This window comes from Polaromonas sp. P1_E12 (assembly GCF_056405975.1).
The window spans coordinates 1-22572 of the sequence record NZ_JBFUBB010000006.1 but is presented as its reverse complement, the minus strand read 5'-3'; the positions used below and the strand labels follow the sequence as shown (position 1 = coordinate 22572).

General features: G+C 60.0%; 19 protein-coding genes. 13 read left to right on the top strand and 6 right to left on the bottom strand.

The window, feature by feature from the left end; translation table 11 throughout:
- Nucleotides 1-155: 155 nt before the first annotated feature.
- Both AC1D13_RS16735 and AC1D13_RS16730 read left to right on the top strand, forming a co-directional pair.
- The gene (locus AC1D13_RS16735; protein WP_477689950.1) at nt 156-2081 is read left to right on the top strand and encodes a linalool dehydratase/isomerase domain-containing protein; all 1926 of its coding nucleotides are present in this window, start codon (nt 156-158) and stop codon (nt 2079-2081) included.
- Nucleotides 2082-2208: 127 nt separating this feature from the next.
- The gene (locus AC1D13_RS16730; protein ID WP_457279493.1) at nt 2209-2607 is read left to right on the top strand and encodes a diacylglycerol kinase family protein; all 399 of its coding nucleotides are present in this window, start codon (nt 2209-2211) and stop codon (nt 2605-2607) included.
- A gap of 296 nt (nt 2608-2903) precedes the next feature.
- On the opposite strand, the gene rpmG is transcribed toward AC1D13_RS16730, so the two are convergent.
- The 3 genes from rpmG to trxB form a co-directional block, all read right to left on the bottom strand.
- The gene (gene rpmG, locus AC1D13_RS16725; protein WP_007863188.1) at nt 2904-3071 is read right to left on the bottom strand and encodes a 50S ribosomal protein L33; all 168 of its coding nucleotides are present in this window, start codon (nt 3069-3071) and stop codon (nt 2904-2906) included.
- 11 nt (nt 3072-3082) lie between these two features.
- Nucleotides 3083-3316 (bottom strand): 50S ribosomal protein L28, encoded by a 234-nt coding sequence (gene rpmB, locus AC1D13_RS16720; RefSeq protein WP_293403299.1) that lies wholly within the window; start codon nt 3314-3316, stop codon nt 3083-3085.
- Nucleotides 3317-3518: 202 nt separating this feature from the next.
- Nucleotides 3519-4463: a thioredoxin-disulfide reductase gene (trxB, locus tag AC1D13_RS16715; protein WP_457279492.1), complete on the bottom strand. Its 945-nt coding sequence runs from the start codon at nt 4461-4463 to the stop codon at nt 3519-3521.
- Nucleotides 4464-4639: 176 nt separating this feature from the next.
- Here trxB and AC1D13_RS16710 point away from each other — a divergent pair, with 176 nt between their 5' ends.
- From AC1D13_RS16710 to lolA, 3 genes are all read left to right on the top strand, one after another.
- Nucleotides 4640-5317, top strand: coding sequence for a Crp/Fnr family transcriptional regulator (locus AC1D13_RS16710; protein WP_431097946.1), 678 nt, complete (start codon nt 4640-4642; stop codon nt 5315-5317).
- Between the two features lie 248 nt (nt 5318-5565).
- Nucleotides 5566-7920 (top strand): DNA translocase FtsK, encoded by a 2355-nt coding sequence (locus AC1D13_RS16705; RefSeq protein ID WP_477689949.1) that lies wholly within the window; start codon nt 5566-5568, stop codon nt 7918-7920.
- Nucleotides 7921-7925: 5 nt separating this feature from the next.
- The gene (gene lolA, locus AC1D13_RS16700; protein ID WP_477689948.1) at nt 7926-8570 is read left to right on the top strand and encodes an outer membrane lipoprotein periplasmic chaperone LolA; all 645 of its coding nucleotides are present in this window, start codon (nt 7926-7928) and stop codon (nt 8568-8570) included.
- Between the two features lie 54 nt (nt 8571-8624).
- On the opposite strand, the gene AC1D13_RS16695 is transcribed toward lolA, so the two are convergent.
- The gene (locus AC1D13_RS16695) at nt 8625-9197 is read right to left on the bottom strand and encodes a class I SAM-dependent methyltransferase (protein ID WP_457279489.1); all 573 of its coding nucleotides are present in this window, start codon (nt 9195-9197) and stop codon (nt 8625-8627) included.
- A gap of 146 nt (nt 9198-9343) precedes the next feature.
- Between AC1D13_RS16695 and AC1D13_RS16690 the strand changes: the two genes are divergently transcribed.
- From AC1D13_RS16690 to AC1D13_RS16665, 6 genes are all read left to right on the top strand, one after another.
- Complete coding sequence (locus AC1D13_RS16690; protein ID WP_457279488.1) at nt 9344-10636, top strand: replication-associated recombination protein A; 1293 nt, start codon at nt 9344-9346, stop codon at nt 10634-10636.
- 263 nt (nt 10637-10899) lie between these two features.
- Nucleotides 10900-11829 (top strand): branched-chain amino acid ABC transporter permease, encoded by a 930-nt coding sequence (locus tag AC1D13_RS16685; RefSeq protein WP_457279487.1) that lies wholly within the window; start codon nt 10900-10902, stop codon nt 11827-11829.
- A gap of 34 nt (nt 11830-11863) precedes the next feature.
- On the top strand, nt 11864-12982 hold the full coding sequence (locus AC1D13_RS16680; protein WP_457279486.1) for an ABC transporter permease subunit: 1119 nt from the start codon (nt 11864-11866) through the stop codon (nt 12980-12982).
- 11 nt (nt 12983-12993) lie between these two features.
- Nucleotides 12994-13761 carry an ABC transporter ATP-binding protein gene (locus AC1D13_RS16675; RefSeq protein WP_457279485.1) on the top strand — a complete coding sequence of 256 codons (768 nt, stop codon included), beginning with the start codon at nt 12994-12996 and terminating at the stop codon, nt 13759-13761.
- A 14-nt stretch (nt 13762-13775) separates the two neighbouring features.
- The gene (locus AC1D13_RS16670; protein WP_457279484.1) at nt 13776-14492 is read left to right on the top strand and encodes an ABC transporter ATP-binding protein; all 717 of its coding nucleotides are present in this window, start codon (nt 13776-13778) and stop codon (nt 14490-14492) included.
- A gap of 160 nt (nt 14493-14652) precedes the next feature.
- Nucleotides 14653-15042, top strand: a complete 390-nt coding sequence (locus tag AC1D13_RS16665) for a DUF2845 domain-containing protein (protein ID WP_457279483.1) — start codon at nt 14653-14655, stop codon at nt 15040-15042.
- Between the two features lie 336 nt (nt 15043-15378).
- On the opposite strand, the gene AC1D13_RS16660 is transcribed toward AC1D13_RS16665, so the two are convergent.
- The gene (locus tag AC1D13_RS16660; RefSeq protein ID WP_457279482.1) at nt 15379-16380 is read right to left on the bottom strand and encodes a Bug family tripartite tricarboxylate transporter substrate binding protein; all 1002 of its coding nucleotides are present in this window, start codon (nt 16378-16380) and stop codon (nt 15379-15381) included.
- Between the two features lie 163 nt (nt 16381-16543).
- Nucleotides 16544-17596: a CDP-6-deoxy-delta-3,4-glucoseen reductase gene (locus AC1D13_RS16655; protein WP_477666181.1), complete on the bottom strand. Its 1053-nt coding sequence runs from the start codon at nt 17594-17596 to the stop codon at nt 16544-16546.
- A gap of 61 nt (nt 17597-17657) precedes the next feature.
- Here AC1D13_RS16655 and AC1D13_RS16650 point away from each other — a divergent pair, with 61 nt between their 5' ends.
- Complete coding sequence (locus AC1D13_RS16650) at nt 17658-18584, top strand: SDR family oxidoreductase (protein WP_477689947.1); 927 nt, start codon at nt 17658-17660, stop codon at nt 18582-18584.
- A gap of 304 nt (nt 18585-18888) precedes the next feature.
- A partial coding sequence (locus tag AC1D13_RS16645; RefSeq protein ID WP_477689946.1) for a beta strand repeat-containing protein occupies nt 18889-22572 on the top strand: 3684 nt, incomplete at its 3' end.

Here is a 22572-nt window from a genome sequence, read left to right as displayed (position 1 = left end):
GCTATTGGGTCGATGCAGCGTAATTGATCGTCTGGCGGTCGACTTCACACCTACTTCATACAGTTCATCAAGACCTCACAGGCGCGTATCAGACTGCACCTATCGAAAGCCGAGTGCATCAACCTGGTGTTTTCATTTCGAAGAAAGGTCGGTCTGTGAGTTCAATCCGTAGCGTCGCTGCTCTTCCGCCATACACACGAATTTTCGGTCCGGTAACGACAAGAAAGACTGTCCGACTTTTAAAACTGTATCTGCTGCTCGTTGCGGGCGGCTCGACTTTGCTGCTTTTCGGGCATCAGGATGGCTTGCAGATTTTCGGCTTGGGGTTGATGGTGCCGGGCGGCGGATTTCTGGCGCACGCCGATATCTGCACAGGCCGTGGCATAGGTCATATAGCCGCCTGGCTGTGCTCGGTTGGTGCCTTGGCGTTTGCGCTGTTGGTCTGGTTTGGCACGGGCAATGTGTTGCTGCCTCCGCTTGTTTGGCTCGGTTCGGCGTTTTGGGCCGCGAGCATGAGCCATGGTGCAATTCAGCCAGGTGTGGTTCTTAATGTGTACTGCGTGCTCGCGCTGTCTGCTGCGGCGGGCTGCCTGTTGATGCTGGCCTGGTTTATGTTCTCAGGCCGGCAAAGGCGCATCGATAACGATTACCTAGTTCGACAAATGGCTCGATTGGACGTGATCTTCACAGCCCAATCATCAAGGCAAAAACCGGAAATGTCTTTGGCGCATCTGCGTCGTCTGAGGTTCGCACTCGATCGGGCTCTGCAACCTTTCGATGAATTTTCGGGATTCGAGCAACGCGATCAATTTCAGACGGCGGCGCTTCGGTATCAAGTCAACTTTCTGGCTTATGGCATTGCCTTGACGCAGGCACGCTTCACGCCTGCGTTAGGCGGGTACATGAGCGACGCGCAAAGCAGGTTGCTGAACAAGCAGACACAGCATCGCGCATGGGCCTACTGGTCGCTGGAAAATCTATGGGGAAACTTGCGGTGGAACTCCGACCCTGCTGCCCGTGAAAACATCATGTACACGGGCTTCGTGGCGCTGCAGATGGCCTTGTTCCAGGCAAGCACAGGAAGTCAGGAGTTTTCGAAAAAAGGTGCCTTTACGCTGGTGCATCCGAACGGAAAACGCTACGAACACAGTTTTGAGTCCTTGCTGTCCAGTTTGGAAAAAGAATACGAACGTTCACCCTTCTATTTGATGGCCTGCGAGCCCAACTGGGTCTATCCCCTGTGCAACACAATGGGAGCCGCGGCATTGCGTGCCCACGATGCGCAGTACGGTCAGATGAAATGGGCCGGTCACGCGCCAGAGTTTCGCCGGCATCTGGACGCGGAGTTTCTGGATGGCATGGGTCGCTACGTGCCATGCCGTTCTACGTACACGGGATTGGCCTTGCCCGCCATTGGTGGCGCAATGCCCCTGGCGATGCCCTGCTACTTTTTGAATGCGCTGGAACCTGACCTGGCGCGTCGCCAATGGCTGTTGTTGAGACGTCAGATGTTCGATAGTCATGAGCGACTTCGACGCAGTGAATTCTGGCCCATCGATACGGGAAACTATGGTTTCTCAAGAGGGAGTGCTTACGCAGCGACGGCCTTGGCGGCGGCAGAGTTGGGCGATGAGTGTGTGTATCAAAACTGCATGGATGCCCTGGAGTACGAGTGTCCAACTACTCTCAGTCACGGGGTCGCCCACAGGAATAAGGCCTCGGTATGGGCGCATGGTGTCGAGCTGATGGCGCACTCGGGAGGGCGCGACAGCTTTCGAAACCTGATCAGTAACCCGCTTCCATCAAAAGGTCCCAGATTGGAACCCCTGTCCTATCCCGATGTGCTGGTTGCAGCTGCGCACTCCGATGCTGTAAGCAGCTCTTTGCAAGCGGTGCTGTACGGCGGAGCCGGTGATGGCATTAAGAGCTTGGGCGTGTCGGGCTTGCGTCCGTTGGCACCTTATCGGGTCACAGGCGCATGCCTGACGCAGGTTCTGGCTGATGGCATGGGAAATGTGTGCTTGCAGATTCCGCTTGCTGGGCGCACCTGTGTGACGCTAGAGCCGGCCGGCGCGCTGTGATGGGTTGCTGTATTTTGATGGCCACGGTATGGGGCTGCTTGTATGGGTTGCAGGTTATGCAGGTGTGCACCGTTCGACGTTCATGTGTTGCCCAGGCTTGGCGCTTGGTAAACAGGAAGGATGGGAAATGAAAGAAGTCCCTCATGCCCGCGCGGCGCAACGATTCACTCTGGTCGCACGCCTCAAGAGCTTTGGTTATGCCTTCGAGGGGATTGCCTTGATGCTTAAAACACAGCACAACGCATGGCTGCATCTCATCGCCACAATACTAGTGACGGGGCTGGCCGGTTGGTGCCGAGTGGACGCCGGCGATTGGCGCTGGCTGATTGGTGCGATGACCATGGTTTGGATGGCAGAGGCCATGAACACTGCAGTGGAGTCGCTCTGCGATGTTGTGTCGCCACAATATTCATTGGCAGTCAAATGCGCAAAGGATCTTGCCGCCGGCGGCGTGTTAATTGCGGCTTGCGCAGCAGCGGCAACCGGCGTCATAACCTTCTGGCCCTATTTGGAAAATAGTCTATAAAGTTCCGTCGATGACTCTGCTCTTGGAGTTAGCCTGAGTTGGTTGCGGATTTGGCTTGCCAGATGATTGCGTTGTGGCGCTGTGCGTGATGTGCCGCCTTGGTGGTAAGACTTAAACCACAGCTAGGCTTATGTGGACCAGATTTCGACAGGATTCAAACAAGCCGCGTAGCAACCTGCTTAATTGGTGGGAGTTTTGTTTTCTAAATCCCAAAAAATAAAGGACACCGAGGTGTCCTTTATCTGGATGTGCCGACCGAGCGGGTAGTTTTTAACTAGGCACGGACTCGTAACTATTTATTTCAGCTTGATTTCTTTGTATTCCACGTGCTTGCGTGCCTTGGGATCAAATTTCATGATCAGCATCTTGTCGGGCGTGGTTTTCTTGTTTTTGGTGGTCGTGTAGAAATGACCCGTGCCGGCAGTCGATTCCAGCTTGATTTTTTCGCGTGCGCCTTTAGCCATGATGCTTCTCCTTAGACTTCACCGCGGGCACGAAGGTCCACCAGGACTGCATCGATGCCTTTTTTGTCGATCAAGCGCAGACCGGCGCTGGTGATGCGCAGGCGCACCCAGCGGTTTTCGCTTTCGACCCAGAAGCGGCGGTACTGCAGATTAGGCATGAACCGGCGCTTGGTTTTGTTGTTTGCGTGAGAAACATTGTTTCCCACCATCGGGCCTTTGCCCGTTACCTGACAGACGCGTGCCATGAGCACTCTCCGTAAAAAATTAGAAATCGGATGCTGGCAAAGGGTAAATCTGCACGAGACAGACCTGCAAATGCTCAGCTAAGCCATAGATTATAGCCTGAAAACTGATTTGGTCCAATTCTGCCGATTGAGAGCCTCGGCAGGGCGGCAAAAGAGCTGGAAAAAAGAGACAAAAAGAGGAAGTCAGCGCTTCCTCTGGTTTTCAGGAGCCTTGTTCCAGGAAGCGCTGGGCATCCAGCGCCGCCATGCAGCCTGTTCCGGCGCTGGTAATTGCCTGGCGGTAAATATGGTCCTGCACATCGCCGGCAGCGAAGACGCCCGGAACGCTGGTCATGGTGGCAAAGCCCTGCAGGCCGGTTTTGGTGATGATGTAGCCGTCTTTCATTTCCAGCTGCCCTGCAAAGATGTCTGTGTTCGGCTGGTGGCCGATCGCGATAAAACAGCCTTTGAGGGTGATGTCCTGCGAGGCATCGCTGTTTGTGCTCTTCAGGCGGACGCCGGTCACCCCTGAAGCGTCACCGAGCACCTGCTCCAGCGTGTGGTGCAGTTTGAGCTCGATCTTGCCCGCGGCCACTTTTTCGTGCAGTTTGTCGATCAGGATGGCTTCGGCCTTGAATTTGTCGCGGCGGTGTACCAGCGTGACTTTGCTGGCGATGTTGGATAAATACAGTGCCTCTTCGACGGCGGTGTTGCCGCCACCCACCACGCAGACCTCTTCCCCGCGGTAGAAGAAGCCGTCACAGGTGGCGCAGCCGGAAACGCCGCGGCCCATGAATGCCGTCTCCGACTCCAGGCCCAGGTATTTGGCGGAGGCACCGGTGGCGATGATCAGCGAGTCGCAGGTGTAAGTCCCACTGTCGCCCGTCAGGGTAAAGGGGCGTTTGCTGAAGTCGACCTTGTTGATGTGGTCAAAAATAATCTCGGTCTTGAAGCGCTCGGCGTGCTCCAGGAAGCGCTGCATCAGGTCGGGCCCCTGCACGCCATGCACGTCGGCGGGCCAGTTGTCGACCTCGGTGGTGGTCATGAGCTGGCCGCCTTGCGCAATGCCGGTGATCAATACCGGGTTGAGATTGGCGCGCGCTGCGTAGACGGCTGCGGTGTAACCCGCAGGCCCTGAACCGAGGATGAGGACTCTGGAATGTTTCATGATGAAAAACTGATTGGGAAAGTGTAAGAACTCATGTAGAGTCATGCCGCATAAGTGCAGCGTCAAGTAAAAACAGCTGCTGGTACTTTTCAGGCATTTGATTTCTTATGAGATTGCGTGCCATTGTAAGAACTCACGCGACTAGCCGTCGGATGTGAGGTTGGGAGATATCTGCTATGACGACGATGGTGTCTAACCTGGAATTGATTCGCCGGGTCCCTCTTTTTTCCGTGTTGACTGCCAGCCAGGCTGCATCGGTCGCCGATACCGTGGTCAAGCGCCGGTTCAAGCGCGGCGAGCCTATCGTGGAACAGGGCAAAAAATCCAACGCCCTTTCCATCATCCTGACCGGCCGCGCACGCGTCATCACCACGGATTCCCGTGGCCGCGAGGTCATTCTGGCCACCATGCACCCCGGCGACTATGTGGGTGAAATGAGCCTGATCGACAACGAACCTCACTCCGCCACGGTGCGCGCCGAGATCCAGACCGATGCCCTGATCCTGGGCCGCCTGGAGTTTGCGCGTTGCCTTCCGGAAAACAGCTCCATGGCCTATGCCGTGCTGAAGGGGCTGGTCCAGCGACTGCGCCATGCAGACCGCCAGATCGAATCGCTGGCCCTGATGGATGTGTATGGCCGTGTGGCCAGGGCGTTGCTCGAATTCGCCAATGAAGACGGCAGCGGAAATGCCGTGATCCGCGACAAGGTTTCAAGGCAGGATCTGGCCAAGATGGTCGGCGCTTCGCGCGAAATGGTCAGCCGGGTGATGAAGGATCTTGAAGAGCGCGGATTCATCGAAACCCGCGACGATGGCTCGCTTTTGGTGAAAGAGCGTCTTCATACGCTGGGATAGGGCCCTGGCAGACCCCTGCCGTACGGTTTGGCGTCTCTGGCGCCCCTCAAAGCCCTTAGCCAACTGCGGTAAGCTTGGTACTGCAACCCGGAAATATCGAAACATGAAAGCGCGTCTTCGTACCCATGGCGGCGTTGCAAGCCTTGCGAAGGCAAATAGCCTTCGCTGCGGCTCGCGCCTTGCTCTGGGCACGAATCCATCCCTTTCATTTTGTCTCGCTACTTCCGGCTCGCAGTACTAGCCGGGCCATGACTTACTCACTCGACACCCTGAACTCCAGAAATTCCCCAGCCGCGGGCGCGCCCAGCGGCATCAAACGCTTTGCCCATGAAGTCAGCCTGATTCTGGGTCTGCTCGGCCTGATTTTCTGGCTCGCGGCATTGCTCAGCTATTCATCGCAAGACGCTGCCTGGTCAACATCCGGTACCGCGGACGTCCTGGGCGGCGCCCAAGCTGCGGCCCGCAATTGGGGTGGCCGCCTGGGCGCATGGCTGGCAGATGCGAGCTATTTCCTGCTGGGCTTTTCCGTCTGGTGGGCATTGGCGGCAGGCGCACAGGTCTGGCTGTCTTCATTGGCGCGCTGGCTTCGCGGCGAACCCCTTGCTGCCGATTCATCCCACTCCGCCGGCCGGATCCGGTTCTGGCTGAGCCTGCTCCTGCTTTTACTGGCCAGCGCGGCGCTGGAATGGTCCCGGCTGTATCGTTTTGAGTTCAGGTTGCCCGGCCACGCTGGCGGCGTGCTGGGTTACCTGGCTGGAACGCAGGGTGAGAAATGGCTGGGCTTTGCTGGTTCGGGCCTGGTTTTCATTGCGCTCGGCGTGATTGCCGTGTCCGCCGTGTTCGGCTTTTCCTGGGCGCATGTGGCCCTGCGTGTCGGCGCCTGGATTGACAACCTGATTGATTCCCGGCGCGAAAAGCGCGAAATCGCCGAAGACCTCGCCTTCGGCAAGCTGGCTGCGCGCGAGCGCGAAGAGACCTTGATAGACGAGCGCATCGAGATTGAAGAGCACCACCCGGTGCCGGTCCTGATCGAGCCCGTGCTTGTGGACATTCCCAAAAGCGAGCGCGTGGCAAAAGAACGGCAAAAGCCGCTCTTCAGTGAAATGCCCGACTCCAAGCTCCCGCAGGTTGATCTGCTGGACGGTGCGCTGACGCGCCAGGAAACCGTGGCGCCCGAGACGCTGGAAATGACCTCGCGCCTGATCGAGAAAAAGCTGAAAGATTTCGGCGTCGAGGTGCGTGTCGTGGCCGCCGCTCCCGGCCCCGTCATCACACGTTATGAGATCGAACCCGCCACGGGCGTGAAGGGTTCGCAGGTTGTCAACCTGGCCAAGGATCTGGCGCGCGCCCTCAGCCTCGTTTCCATTCGCGTGATCGAAACCATTCCCGGCAAAAACTACATGGCGCTGGAGCTGCCCAACGCCAAGCGCCAGTCCATCAAGCTCAGTGAAATTCTGGGATCGCAGGTCTACAACGAAGCCAAGTCCATGCTCACGATCGGTCTGGGCAAGGACATCAGCGGCGCTGCGGTGGTGGCTGATCTTGCCAAGATGCCGCATTGCCTGGTGGCCGGTACCACCGGCTCGGGCAAGTCGGTCGGCATCAACGCCATGATCCTGAGCTTGCTCTACAAGGCCGATGCACGTGACGTGCGGCTGCTGCTGATCGACCCCAAGATGCTGGAGATGAGTGTCTATGAAGGCATTCCGCATTTACTGGCGCCGGTGGTCACCGACATGCGCCAGGCCGCCCACGGCCTGAACTGGTGTGTGGCCGAAATGGAAAAGCGCTACAAGCTCATGAGCAAGCTGGGCGTGCGCAACCTGGCCGGTTACAACGCCAAGCTCGACGAGGCCAAGGCCAAGGGCGAATTCATCTACAACCCCTTCAGCCTCACGCCCGAGCAACCCGAGCCGCTGGAGCGCCTGCCCTACATCGTGGTGGTGATCGACGAGCTGGCCGACCTGATGATGGTGGTCGGCAAGAAGATTGAGGAACTGATTGCCCGCCTGGCGCAAAAAGCCCGGGCCGCCGGCATCCACCTGGTGCTGGCTACCCAGAGGCCAAGTGTGGATGTGATTACCGGCCTGATCAAGGCCAATATCCCGACCCGCCTGTCTTTCCAGGTCAGCAGCAAGATCGACAGCCGGACCATCCTTGACCAGATGGGCGCTGAGGCATTGTTAGGAATGGGTGACATGCTTTACATGCCGAGTGGTACAGGCTTTCCAATTCGGGTGCATGGTGCGTTTGTGAGCGATGATGAAGTACACCGCGTGGTGGCCTACCTCAAGCTGCAGGGCGAACCCAATTACATCGATGGCGTTCTGGAAGGCGGCACGGTCGATGGCGAGGACGGCGACCTGCTGGGTGATGGCGGTAATGGCGGCAACGGCGGAGGTGAAAAAGACCCGATGTACGACCAGGCCGTGGAAGTCGTGCTGAAAAACCGCAAAGCCAGCATTTCACTGGTGCAGCGTCATCTCAAGATCGGCTACAACCGCGCGGCGCGGCTGGTCGAAGACATGGAAAAAGCCGGGCTGGTCAGCGCCATGAGCGGCAGCGGCCAGCGCGAAATCCTGGTGCCCTCACGGGCGGAGTGACGATCATGAAGAAATATTTTGCTACTATTTTGATAGCTGCTTGCGCCCATTCCGTATGGGCCGACGGCCTGGAAAGCCTCGAAACTTTCGTGAAGACCGTCAGCAGCGGCCGCGCCGAGTTCACCCAAGTGGTGACTGCGCCCGGCAAGGACGGCCAGGCTGCACGCAGCAAGACGTCGAACGGCACGTTTGAGTTTTCGCGGCCCAACCGTTTCCGCTTTGTCTATAAAAAACCTTTTGAGCAAACCATCGTGGCCGACGGCCAGACCCTGTGGCTCTATGACGCAGACCTGAACCAGGTCACCTCGCGCAAGCTCGCCCAGGTACTCAACGGAACCCCGGCCGCCGTGATCGCCGCTGCTGCTGACCTCAAGGGCCTGCAAGCCGATTTCAACCTGGCTTCCTTGCCTGACAGAGATGGTTTGCAGTGGATACAGGCCAAGCCCAAAACCAAAGACGGCCAGTTGCAGAGCATTAGCATCGGTTTTAAACCGACCGGGAAGGGCAGCGAACTCGCCATGCTGGAAATCCTTGACAGCTTCGGCCAGAAGTCAGTGATGACCTTCAGTCAGTTCGAGATTAACCCTGCACTTGGCCCTGCGAGCTTCCAGTTCAAGACGCCGGCTGGGGCGGACCTGATTCGCCAGTAACCGCCTGCGGTGGTTTTCCCATGCCGGTTTCAATTCCCGGATTCATGGTGGTCATCAAACCCGGTTTTCTGGCTTTCTCACTGACAGTTTGATTCTGTATTCCGAGAGGATGTTGTTTTTTTCGCGCGCCATGATTTCCAGCTCTTCGCCTGAAAGCTTCCCGTCCGAAAACATCTGGCTATAAGGATCGGCGATCACTACTTCCACATCAGTGGTCACAAAATCTACCCCCAGATAATGGGCAAAGGGTGAGTTGGGGAAGCCCTTCAATTTCCACTCGTCATTGTTTTTTTTATCGAACAGTGCAAACAGGGCGGGGGTGATGATTCGCACGTGCGTAGGATCGCTGATGAAATTGTCGTGCCTGGGATGGGGTACGTTAACTTCAATGACAGCACTGTTTTTGCATACGCGATAGAGTTCTTTCATGATGCCCAGAAAAACACTGGATTGCTGGCCCATGTGCTCAAGAGAATGATTAAAAATGACGGCATCGACTGAACTGTCGTCCCACATCCACGGAGTGACTTCTACGTTAAAAACTACATCCGGGTTGCATTCCTGAAATGCGTCCACGTTGACATATCCGGCAAACTTGTTGTGACCGCAACCAATATTGAGTTTCATAAGGATTTACCGCAGTTTTTGATGAATTGATGAGCCAGTAGTGATTATCGGTGTGCGCAACCGCAAGCTGTTTGCGGCCCCCAGGCAGCGCTGACCAGACACTAAAGAACCCCTTGCGCTAACTAGATGCCGCACATGTATCCCTTATGCCAACGAAGAGCCAACCTCTAGCAGAACGCTTGCGCCCCCAGTCGCTGGGCGAGGTCATCGGCCAGCAGCATCTGCTGGGCGAAAGCATGCCGCTGCGCATCGCATTTGAATCAGGCCAGCCGCACAGCTGCATCCTCTGGGGACCGCCCGGCGTCGGCAAGACCACCATCGCGCGGCTCATGGCGAGCAGTTTTGATGCTCACTTCATCACCATCTCCGCCGTGCTGGGCGGCGTCAAGGACATCCGGGAGGCAGTCGAGCAGGCGTCTGTCTGGCAGGGGCAGGGCGGCAAGCGCACGATTGTGTTCGTCGATGAGGTGCACCGCTTCAACAAAAGCCAGCAGGACGCTTTTTTGCCGCATGTGGAAAGCGGCCTTTTCACCTTCATCGGTGCCACCACCGAAAACCCTTCGTTCGAGGTGAATTCGGCCTTGCTTTCACGCGCCGTGGTGTATGTGTTGCAGCCGCTGGAGGAGGCAGATCTCAAGCAAATAGTGGCCAAGGTGCTTGCTGAGCATGCGCTACCAGCTATCGAAACAATAGCAAATGAAGCCGTTGACAGGCTGGTTGCCTATGCCGACGGCGACGCCCGCCGCCTCTTGAACACGCTCGAGTCCCTCAGCGTGGCGGCCAAGGCCGAAAAAGTGACCGACGTCGGCGACGTCTGGCTGCTCAAGGTACTGGGCGAGCGGATGCGGCGCTACGACAAGGGCGGCGAACAGTTCTACGACACCATCTCGGCGCTGCACAAGTCGGTGCGCGGTTCCGACCCCGATGCCGCGCTCTACTGGTTCATGCGCATGCTCGACGGCGGCGCCGAACCGCGCTACATGGCGCGCCGGCTGGTGCGCATGGCCAGCGAAGACATCGGGCTGGCCGACCCGCGTGCCTTGCGCATGGCGCTGGATGCTGCGGAAGTCTACGAACGCCTCGGCTCCCCTGAGGGCGAGCTGGCGCTGGCCCAGTGCGTCATCTATCTGGCGGTCGCGCCCAAGTCCAATGCGGTCTACAAGGCCTTCAACGAAGCCAAGGCTTTCATCAGCAAGGACGGCACCCGCCCGGTGCCCCTGCATTTGCGCAATGCACCAACAAAGCTCATGAAACAGCTCGATTACGGCAAAAACTACCGTTACGCCCACGATGAGGAAGACGGCTTTGCCGCGGGTGAGAATTATTTTCCGGAAGGCATGTCACCTCCAGGTTTCTATCGCCCCGTCAACAGAGGACTGGAGATACGCATAGCGGATAAGTTAAATGAGTTGAAAATTAAGAACAATAAGAAAAACTGATAAAAAACAAAAGCCGCTGATAAAGGTGAATTCGACCCGAAAATTTCACTTTCTCAAGGGTAAACCCCGCGAAAACCGCACCGCTGGCTCGATTCTCGCTAGAGACGCTTGGCTACAATTTGCGGATTAGCTCGCCAACTTCACCAGCCATCCGGCTTTGATAGGCGGGCTTTTTGTTAACTCAAGCCAGTCACCGGCGATCCCGGTGGATGGTGGCCGCCAGGCGGAGTTGGCGATTTCATCAAACGGACGGAGAGTGAGTTATGGAAATATTGCTACAGCAGATCATCAATGGTCTGGTGCTGGGCAGCATGTATGCCTTGATCGCCTTGGGCTACACCATGGTGTACGGCATCATTAACCTGATTAACTTCGCACACGGCGAAGTGCTGATGGTGGGGGCTTTGACCAGCTGGACCATCATTGGTCTGATGCAGGATTCCATGCCGGGCACGCCGGGCTGGATTATTTTGCTGATTTCGCTGTTGATCGCCTTTGTGGTGTGCGGCGCCCTCAATTTCGCGATTGAGAAAATCGCCTACCGGCCCTTGCGAAACTCCCCCAAACTGGCCCCGCTGATCACCGCCATCGGCATGTCGCTATTGCTGCAGACCCTGGCCATGATCATCTGGAAGCCCAACTACAAGCCCTATCCCACGCTGTTGCCTTCCGAGCCCTTCCAGGTCGGCGGTGCTGTCATCACCGTGACCCAGCTCTTCATCCTGGGCGCAACCGTTGTCTCCCTTTCCGTACTGATGTGGCTGGTGCATTACACCAAGCTGGGCCGCGCCATGCGTGCCACCGCTGAAAACCCCCGCGTCGCGGCGCTCATGGGCGTGCGCCCCGACACCGTCATCTCGGCCACCTTCATCATCGGCGCCATCCTCGCCGCGCTGGCTGGCGTCATGTACGCCTCCAACTACGGCACGGTGCAGCACACCATGGGCTTCCTGCCCGGCCTGAAGGCCTTCACGGCGGCTGTGTTCGGCGGCATCGGCAACCTGGGCGGCGCGGTGCTTGGCGGCATTTTGCTGGGCCTGATCGAATCCATCGGCGCCGGCTACATCGGCCCGCTGACGGGCGGCGTGCTGGGCAGCCAGTACTCCGACATTTTTGCTTTCATCGTGCTGATTTTTGTGCTCACGCTACGGCCTTCAGGCTTGCTGGGTGAGCGTGTAGCGGACCGGGCGTGACGCCGCGTCCATCCGGTACACAAGGAGAACAATCATGAATTCTGTCAAATCGAAAAAACTCATTACCTTCCTGATCGTCGCGGCGGCACTGCTGGTGCTGCCCCTGATCCTGCAGCAGGGCGGCAACGCCTGGGTGCGCATTGTCGACATGGCGCTGCTGTATGTGCTGCTGGCCCTGGGCCTGAACATCGTGGTCGGCTACGCCGGCCTGCTGGACCTGGGGTATGTCGCGTTCTTCGCGGTCGGCGCCTACCTGTTCGCGCTGCTCGGCTCGCCGCACCTGGCCGACGCCTTTCCCTGGATTGCGGCGCAGTTTCCGAACGGGCTGCATTTGCCGATCTGGGCGATCATCCCGGCCGCAGCGGCCCTCGCCGGATTCTTCGGCGTGGTGCTGGGCGCCCCGACCCTCAAGCTGCGCGGCGATTACCTCGCCATCGTCACGCTGGGTTTCGGTGAAATCATCCGCGTGTTCCTGAACAACCTGGACCGCCCCATCAACCTCACCAACGGTCCCAAGGGCATCAACCAGATCGACTCGATGAAGTTCTTCGGGTTCGATCTGGGCAAGCCGCATGAGTTTTTCGGCTTCGAGGTCAACTCGGTGTCGATGTATTACTACCTCTTCCTGGTGCTGGTGATCGTCTCGGTTGTGGTTTGCCACCGCCTGGAAAATTCCCGCATCGGCCGCGCCTGGATGGCGATCCGTGAAGACGAAATCGCCGCCAAGGCCATGGGCATCAACACTCGCAACCTGAAGCTGCTGGCCTTCGGCATGGGCGCCACTTTCGGCGGCGTGTCGGGTTCCATGTTTGCCGCCTTCCAGGGTTTTGTGTCTCCCGAATCCTTCAGCCTGATGGAGTCGGTCATGATCGTCGCCATGGTGGTGCTGGGCGGCATCGGCCATTTGCCCGGCGTCATTCTGGGTGCCTTGCTGCTGGCCGCGCTGCCAGAAGTGCTGCGCCATGTGGCCGGCCCACTGCAAGCCATGACCGACGGCCGGCTTGACTCCGCCATCCTGCGCCAGCTGCTGATCGCGCTGGCCATGATCAGCGTCATGCTGATGCGTCCGCGCGGCCTGTGGCCCGCTTCCGAGCACGGCAAGTCGCTGAACAAGCCCGTCGGCCCGGACCCTATCCAGTCAATCAACCCCTAAGGAGAATGGACATGAGCGAAACCATTCTTAAAGTCTCGGGTGTCTCCAAGCGCTTCGGCGGTTTGCAGGCTCTTTCCGATGTCGGCATCCATATCGAGCGTGGCCAGGTGTATGGCCTGATCGGCCCCAACGGCGCCGGTAAAACCACCTTCTTCAATGTGTTGACGGGCCTTTACACACCCGACAGCGGCACCTTCGAGCTCGCCGGCAAGCCCTACAAGCCGACGGCGGTGCACGAAGTGGCCAAGGCCGGCATTGCCCGGACCTTCCAGAACATCCGCCTGTTTGCCGACATGACCGCCCTCGAAAACGTCATGGTCGGCCGTCATATCCGTACCAATTCGGGCCTGATCGGCGCCGTGCTGCGCACTCCTGGTTTCAAGCACGAAGAAGCCGCCATTGCCAAGCGCTCGCAGGAGTTGCTCGACTATGTCGGCATCGGCAAATACGCCGACTTCAAGGCCCGCACCCTGAGCTACGGTGACCAGCGCCGCCTGGAAATTGCCCGGGCCCTGGCCACCGACCCGCAGCTGATCGCGCTCGACGAGCCGGCCGCCGGCATGAACGCGACCGAAAAAGTGCAGCTGCGCGAGCTGATCGACCGCATCCGCAAGGACAACCGCACCATCCTGCTGATCGAACACGACGTGAAGCTGGTCATGGGCCTGTGCGACCGCGTCACCGTGCTCGATTACGGCAAGCAGATTGCCGAAGGCGCGCCCGCGGACGTACAAAAAGACGAAAAAGTGATCACCGCCTATCTGGGCACAGGTCATTGAAGGAAAGCAAGAACATGGCAAACACACTCCTTAAAGTGACCGGCCTGAAGGTCGCTTACGGCGGCATCCAGGCGGTCAAGGGCGTTGACTTCGAAGTCAACGACGGCGAACTGGTCACCCTGATTGGCTCCAACGGGGCCGGCAAGACCACCACCATGAAAGCCATCACCGGCACGCTGCCGATGCTGGGCGGCGACATTGAATACCTGGGCAAGAGTATCAAGGGCCGCGGCGCCTGGGACCTGGTGAAAGAGGGCCTGGCCATGGTGCCGGAAGGCCGCGGCGTCTTCACCCGCATGACCATCACCGAAAACCTGCAGATGGGCGCCTACATCCGTAGCGACAAGGCGGGCATCGCCGAAGACATGGAAAAGATGTTTGTGCTGTTTCCCCGTCTGCGTGAACGCAAGGACCAGCTGGCCGGCACCATGTCGGGCGGTGAACAGCAGATGCTGGCCATGGGCCGCGCATTGATGAGCCGCCCCAAGGTGCTGCTGCTGGACGAGCCCTCCATGGGCCTTTCGCCCATCATGGTCGACAAGATCTTCGAAGTGGTCAAGGACGTTTCAGCCCGCGGCGTGACGGTGCTGCTGGTCGAGCAGAACGCCAGCCGCGCACTTGGCATTGCCAACCGTGGCTACGTCATGGAGTCGGGCAACGTCACCATGAACGGCGACGCGAAAGCGCTGCTGAACGATCCGCGCGTCAGGGCCGCTTACCTCGGCGAATAAGTGAGCGCCCGCGCGCCGGCAGGCGCCGCGGGACGCACGTTATCCCGCAAATCTGACCAACCGGCGCAGGGCATAAATGCCTTGCGGCGCCAAATATTTGCGCATAAAGTTCGAAGAGTGCGCACCACGCGCACTCTTGTTGAACCTTGGGGAAGCCAAAATGAACCAGTATGTTGTCCGCACTGCTGTCGTGATGTTCGCCTTCCTGGCCTCGTCCTTTTTCACCGGCGCTTCGGCCCAGTCACTGCGCTGCAAGGGCGACCTGGCGCAGATCGGCAATTCCAAAGGCACGATCCTGCAAAAATGCGGCGAACCTGTCATGAAGGACACTTTCTGCAAAGCCACGCCTGACACCGTGTCCAGCGCGACCGTTGTGACACCAAATACCGCAGGTTCCACCACCAGCACCACCACCAACGTAACGGTCAACACCTGCCAGCAGGTCGAAGAGTGGACTTACAACCCAGGTTACGGGCAGTTCATGACCATGCTGCTGTTTGAGGGCGGTTCCCTGAAGAGCATTCGCTATGGGGATCGCGTGACCAGGTGAGCCCCCACGGTGGTGATGGAGCCCCCACGGTCGCTCACTGCGTGTAGCTCCCTGCCCCCCGAGGGGGCCGCCCGCCCTACGGCCCGGCAAAGCCGGTTCCGGGGCTCGTGCTGGGTTTAAGAATTCTTTGGGCACTATCGGCGGAGGTATTCACCAGTGGGTGCCGCGGAACCGGCTTTGCCGGGCCGCAGGCACCGTCCCCTGCAAGGGGAAAAGGGCTACACGCAGTGAGCCCGATAGGGGTGTGCCAATTTTTCGGCTTCGCCGGCCCCAGGCGCCGCCCCCTGAGGGGGGAACAGGCTACACGCAGTGAGCCTGGAAGGGGGTGGACCTATTTCAATCCACTTTGGCGCCTGAGGCCTTCACCACTTTTTCATACTTCGCCATTTCGCTTTTCATGAAGGCGCCGAACTGCTCGGGTGTGTTGCCCACAGGTTCGGCCATCAGTGTGGCAAAGCGGGTTTTGGCTTCGGGTGAATTCAGCGCGGCGACGAATGCCTGGTTGAGTTTGGTGATCACGTCTTTCGGTGTGCCTGCGGGCGCCACCAGTCCCCACCAGGTGTCGATCTCAAAACCCTTGAGCGTCTCGGCCACGGCAGGCACATCGGGCAGCATGGCGCTGCGTTTGGCTGTAGTGACCGCCAGCGCCTTGAGCTTGCCGGCCTTGATGTTGGCGGATGCCGTGGCCAGGTTGTCAAAGTTGTAGTCCACCTGGCCGCTCAGCAGCGCCAGTTGCGCCGGGTTGCCGCCGTTGTAGGGGATGTGCAGCGCGAAGATGCCGGCCTGTGCCTTGAACATTTCGCCGGCAAGGTGCCCGGCGCTGCCGTTGCCGCCGCTGGCGTAATTGAGCTTGGCCGGGTTGGCCTTGGCGTACTTGATCAGGTCGCCCAGCGAGTTGATGTTCAGGCGCCGAGCAGAATCGGCGTTGATCACCAGCACATTGGGCACGCGCACCAGCTGTGTGATGGGCGCGAAGTCGGTCGCCGCGTTGTACGGCATCCTGCTGTAAAGCCAGGGGTTGATAGCGTGGGTGGCAACGGCGGAAATGCCGATCGTCATGCCGTCGGGTTGCGCCTTGGCGATGGCGTCGACACCGATGTTGCCGCCGCCGCCGGGTTTGTTCTCAATGATGACCGGGCCCAGCGTGTCCTTGACGCGTTCGGCCATCAGGCGGGCCGTCACGTCGATCGGGCCACCGGGTGCATACGGCACGATGATGCGCATGACCTTGGGCTGGGCGTGCGCCAGAGGGGCTGACAGTGCCATGCCGGCAATGAAAAGGGCACCCAGGCATTTGCCGGGCAGGGAAGTGAGGAGGGAAACGGGTCGAATGTTCATGCTTCGTATTGTTGCAAATAATCGGGTCTCGCCGGCTTGCAGCGAATCCGGCTTTTCATGAGCCGGGGTGCATTCCCACAAAAAAGCCCCGGCTGACGAATCAGCCGGGGCGTTTCTTTTTCTTCTTCTTTTATTCTTCTTGTTTGTCGGGTGCGTGCGCCGTTCAGGTTTCGGCGGGTACGGTAGCCTGGGCTTTTTCTTTTTCGGTCACAAAGGAGTCGGCATAAAACTCGTCGTCCGGCAGGCCCGCAGCCGTGTAGGCGGCCTGGGCCGAATCCACGACGATGGGCGCGCCGCAGGCATACACCTGATGACCGGAAAGGTCGGAAAAATCATCCAGCACGGCCTGGTGGACAAAGCCGGTCCGGCCGGTCCAGTTGTCCTCGGGCAGGGCATTGGAAATCACCGGCACGTAGCGCAAATTCGGCATTTCCGCGGTCCTGGCCTTGACCCACTCGTCCATGTACAAATCGGCCGGGCGGCGGCCACCCCAGTACAGCACGGCCGGGCGCGTGATGCCCTTGTGTTGCAGATGCTCGATCAGCGCCTTGATGGGCGCAAAGCCCGTGCCCGAGGCCAGCAGCACCATGGGTTTGTCGCTGTCTTCGCGCAGGTAAAAGCTGCCGAAAGGACCCTCGATGCGCAGGATTTCCTTTTCTTTCATGGGGCCGAACACGTGCTCGGTGAACTTGCCGCCCGGCATGTGGCGGATGTGCAGCTCGACGCCCGGGTTGTCGGCCTGGGTGTGCGGGGCATTACCCATTGAATACGCGCGGCGGTCGCCGTCGCGCAGCAAAAACTCCACATACTGGCCGGCGTGGTACTTGAAAACATCGCTGGCCGGCAATTGCAGGCGCACCACCATCACGTCGTGCGAGGCCTTGGCCAGGCTGTTGATGCGCACCGGCATTTTCTTGACCGGGAAAGCGCTTTCATCCGTGACGTGGCGTGATTCGAGCACGACGTCGCTCGTCGCCCTGGCGCTGCAGGTCAGGATGAAGCCGTTCGCCTCTTCCTCGGGTGACATGGCTTTGACCTGGTGCGCGCCGTGAAGGACGCTGCCTTCCAGTTTTTTGGACTTGCAGGAGCCGCAGGCGCCGTCCTTGCAGCCGTAGGGCAGGCCGATGCCCTGGCGAATGGCGGCCGCCAGCAGCGGTTCATCCGCCTCGGCGATGAATGTCCGGCCACTGGGTTGCACAGTCACGTTAAAGCTCATATTCGGTATCCTTGCGGTATCTGTTCTCGACCTGGCTGGCTTTTTCCAGCAACCCCCAATTTTGCCCTCAAACCTGAACCCCCTAGGCGCGCTGCCTTTTCGTTTCCGCCGCGAGCGGGTTTTGATCGTCGGTTGCGGCGATGTGGGCCAACGCGTGGCCCGCCTGCTGCCACGCAATGTCCGGCTCATGGCCCTGACCTCATCGCCGGAGCGCTTGCCGGCTTTGCGCGCACAGCGCATCACGCCGCTACAGGGCAACCTGGACGACGCTGCCTCCCTGCGGCGCCTGGCGGGGGTGGCTACGCGGGTGGTGCACCTGGCGCCGCCACCCGGCGACCAGCCCGATTGGCGTACCGACCCACGTACGCTGGCGCTGCTGCGCGCGCTGCGCCTGCGCAGCCTGCCGCAGTCGCTGGTGTATGGCTCTACCAGCGGGGTGTATGGCGACTGCGGCGGCGAATGGGTGCGCGAAACGCGGCCATTGAGCCCCCACACACCGCGTGCCCAGCGGCGTGTACATGCCGAGGCGCATCTGCGGCTTTTTGGCCGGGCCACCGGCACCCGTGTGCACCTGCTGCGCATCCCGGGCATCTATGCGCCCGACCGCGAAGGCGGTACGCCGCGTGGCAGGTTGCTCAAGGGCACGCCTGTACTGCGTGCCGAAGACGACGTCTACACCAACCATATCCACGCCGACGACCTGGCCCGTGCCTGCCTGGCGGCGCTGTGGCGCGGCAAGCCCCAGCGCGCCAGCAACGCCAGTGACGACACGCAGCTGAAGATGGGCGACTACTTTGACCTGGCGGCGGACCTCTACGGCCTGCCGCGGCCGCCGCGCCTGGCACGAGGCACGGCACAGGAAGAGTTGCCGCTGATGCTGCTGAGCTTCATGAGCGAGTCGCGCCGGCTGGACAACACCCGCCTGAAGCAGGAGCTGCGGCTTCGTTTGCACTACCCGACAGTAGCCGTCGGCCTGCGCGATCGGTAAGGCACGCCAGCCGCGCGGCGCAGCGCAATAAATGCCGTTGACCGCCTGAAATGACCGGGTTGCCGCCATGGAGGCCCGTTTTCTCATTTCGGGTGTCTTTTTTTGGCAACGGCGCTGCGGTCGAATGTTACAACCAAAGCGGTAACAAATTGAAACCAACGTGGTCGGTCTGGAGCACGTTTCTATTAACTGCAAAAAGAACTTTTTTTAGCCCGATGTGCCGGGTTTCCTTTGTGAATACCATCACATCGAGTGCCTCTTTCTTGCAACCGGCTGACGCAAGGGGACTCCCGGGATGTGAAAAATGCACAAAAAAAGTTCGAAAAATGCGCGTACGGCCGCGCAATTTGTAACAAATATCGGCCGGCGCGCACCCACCGCGGCGCCGCCGTTTTTTGATGCACTGGGACGGATGGCCGGCAGCGCCGCAGGCAGATGGACCCTGCGCAAGCCCGTAACGGCCGTTTTGCTGCTGGGAGCAGCGACAGCGCAGGCCGGACCGGTAGACGGCCAGGTTACTTCGGGCGCAGCCAGCATCTCGCAGAGCGGCTCCGCCACCACCATCAATCAATCCAGCCAGAACGCTTCGCTGACCTGGAAGAGCTTTAACGTAGGCGCGCAGGAAAGCGTGAATTTCGTGCAGCCTTCGGCCAGCGCGATTGCGGTCAACCGCATCCTGGACACCCACGGCAGCCAGATCCTGGGCCAGCTCAATGCCAACGGGCAGGTTTTCCTGATCAATCCCAACGGCATCCTGTTTGGCGCCGGCGCTCAGGTCAATGTGGGCGGGCTGGTGGCGTCCACGCTGGATGTCAAGGATGTGGACCTGAGCAGCGGAAAGCGCAGCTTCAGCGGCGCAGGCGCAGGCAGTGTGGTCAACCAGGGCCGCATCAATGCTGCCACGGGCGGCTACGTTGCACTGGTCGGCAATACCGTGCGCAACCAGGGCACCATCAGCGCCCCGCAGGGCAGCGTGGCGCTGGCGGCAGGCAGCGCGGCTACTTTGACCTTCCAGGGCAACCAGCTGCTCAAGATCGAGGTGGACCAGAGCGTTCTTAACAGCCTGGCCGAGAACGGCGGGTTGATTCTGGCTGACGGCGGGCAGGCGCTGATGAGCGCCGGTGCCAAGGATTCCCTGCTGGCCAGCGCAGTCAACAACACCGGGGTGATCCAGGCGCGCACCGTGGAAAACCGCAGCGGCACCATCATCCTGCTGGGCGGCATGGCCGCCGGCACCGCCAACATTGCGGGCACGCTGGACGCTTCGGCGCCCAACGGCGGCAACGGCGGCTTTGTGGAAACCTCGGGCGCGCAGGTGAACATTGCCGACGGCGCCCGGATCACCACGGCGGCCCCCGCCGGCAACAGCGGCACCTGGCTGATCGACCCGGTGGATTTCACCATCGCCGCTGCGGGCGGGAACATCACGGGTGCGGCCCTGAGTGCCAACCTGGGTTCAGGCAACGTCGTCATCCAGAGCAGCAGCGGGAACACGGGCACAGCGGGCGACGTCAACGTCAACGACGTGGTGAGCTGGAGCATCAACCAGCTGACGCTCAACGCGCAGAACAACATCAACATCAACGCCAACCTCAATGCCTCCGGTACGGGCAAGCTGGCGCTGGAATACGGCCAGGGCAATACCAATGGCATCACCAACTCCTACAACGTCAACAACGGCGCGAAGATCAATTTGCCGGCAGGCAACAATTTCAGCACCAAGCAAGGCAGCAACGGTACCCCCGTCGCCTATACGGTGATCACTGACCTGGGTACCGCAACCAGCACCAGCGGCACAGATTTACAGGGCATGAGCGGCAATCTCAACGGTCGCTACGCACTGGGCGCTGACATCGACGCCTCGCCAACCAGCGCTTGGAACGGCGGCAGTGGATTCGAACCGCTGGGCAACAACCTGGCGCAATTCAGTGGCATCCTGGACGGTTTGGGCCACACCATTTCCGGCCTCACTATCAACCGGCCCACCGCCACCTACGTCGGTCTGCTCGGCTATGTAGGCGCTTCGGGGCGAATCAACAATTTGGGCTTGGCCGGCGGTAGCGTCACGGGCCAAACCAAAGTCGGCGCGTTGGCCGGGTGGAGCAATGGCAATATCACTAACAGCTACGCCAGCACCTCAGTGACCGGCTCCGGATCCGAGGCTGGTGGGCTGGTGGGGACCAGCCAGGGCGTAATCCGCAACAGCCACGCCAGCGGCGCGGTGATCGGCTCGTTCATTGTTGGCGGGCTGGTTGGCTGGAACCAGGGCCTTATCAGCGACAGCTATGCCACCGGCTCTGTCGGCGCATCGAGTTCGCGGGTTGGCGGGCTGGTGGGCGACATGCTCAACGGCGGAAGCGTCAGCAATAGCTACGCCAGCGGCAACGTCACCAGCACCGGCCAGGATGTCGGCGGGCTCGTGGGGTATTGGGACAGCAATGGCACCGCCAATGTTGTGATCAGCAATAGTTATGCGAGTGGCACGGTGTCCGGCACCACGAATGTCGGCGGCCTGGTGGGCTATAAATTTGATGCTGGCGGCACGATCAATAGCAGCTACGCGACGGGGGCCGTGAGCGGCACCAGCAATCTGGGTGGGCTGGTCGGCTTGTGGGACGCCGGAACGGCGATCAACAACAGTTTCTGGGACACCGTCACAACCGGGCGGGCCACAAGCTCGGGCGGCGGCATGGGCATGACCACGGCCCAGATGCAGCAGCAGGCCAATTTCAGCTCGGCCACGGCTGCCAACGGCAACGTCAACCCGAACTGGGATTTCACCAGCGTCTGGCGTATTTATGAGGGAAATAGCCGTCCCCTGCTCAAGGCACTCATGAAGGCCACCACGGTCACCGTCGCCAACACCAGCAAGACCTATGACAGGCTGTCCTGGAATGGTGGAACCAGCGTCAGTTGCTCCAACGTGGCCTGCGGCAGCTTGTCGGGCAGCATCGGTTTCGGCGGGACCGCCCAGGGCGCGGTCAATGCCGGAAGCTATACGGTGACAGCGTCCGGCCTGTATTCCAACCAGCAGGGCTACGACATCAGTTACGCCAATGGCACGCTGACAGTCAATCCCGCCAGTTTGGCTGTCACCGGCGTGAGCGCAAACAACAAGGTGTATGACGCCGGCACCACCGCCACCCTCAACGGCACGGCCAGCGTAACAGCCATCGCCGGCGACACGGTGAGCATCGCCGGCGCCGGCAGCGGTGCTTTCGCCGACAAGAACGTGGGCAACGGCAAAGCCGTGACGGTCACCGGCTACACGCTGGGCGGCGCAGATGCCGGCAACTATGTCATCGTGCAGCCCACGGGCCTGACCGCGAACATCACGCCGGCCAGCCTTGCCGTTGGCGGTGTGACGATCCAGAACAAGGTGTACAACGCCAGCGACGCCGCCACCATCAACGGCACGGCCAGCGTTGCAGCTTTCGCCGGTGATACGGTGAACGTGGCCGGCACGGGCATCGGCCGGTTTGCCGACAAGAACGTGGGCAACGGCAAGGTGGTTACCGTGACCGGCTACACGCTGGGCGGCGCCGACGCCGGCAACTACACCGTGGTGCAACCCACAGGTTTCACGGCCAATATCACGCCGGCCAGCCTGGCTGTCACGGGTGTGGGAGCAAACAACAAGGTCTACGACACAACGACCACCGCGACGCTCAACGGAACAGCGGCTGTCACAGCCTTGGGCGGCGATACCGTGACGTTGGGCGGCACCGGCAGCGGCAATTTCGCCAACAAAAACGTAGGCAATGGCAAGGCCGTAACCGTCACCGGCTACACGCTGGGCGGTGCCGACGCCGGCAATTACACCGTGGTGCAACCCACGGGATTGACCGCGAACATCACGCCGGCCAGCTTGACTGTCAGCGGTGTGAGCGCAAACAACAAGGTCTACGACACCACCACTACGGCCACGCTGAGCGGAACAGCAGCGGTGACGGCTTTGGGTGGCGATACCGTGACCGTGGGCGGTACC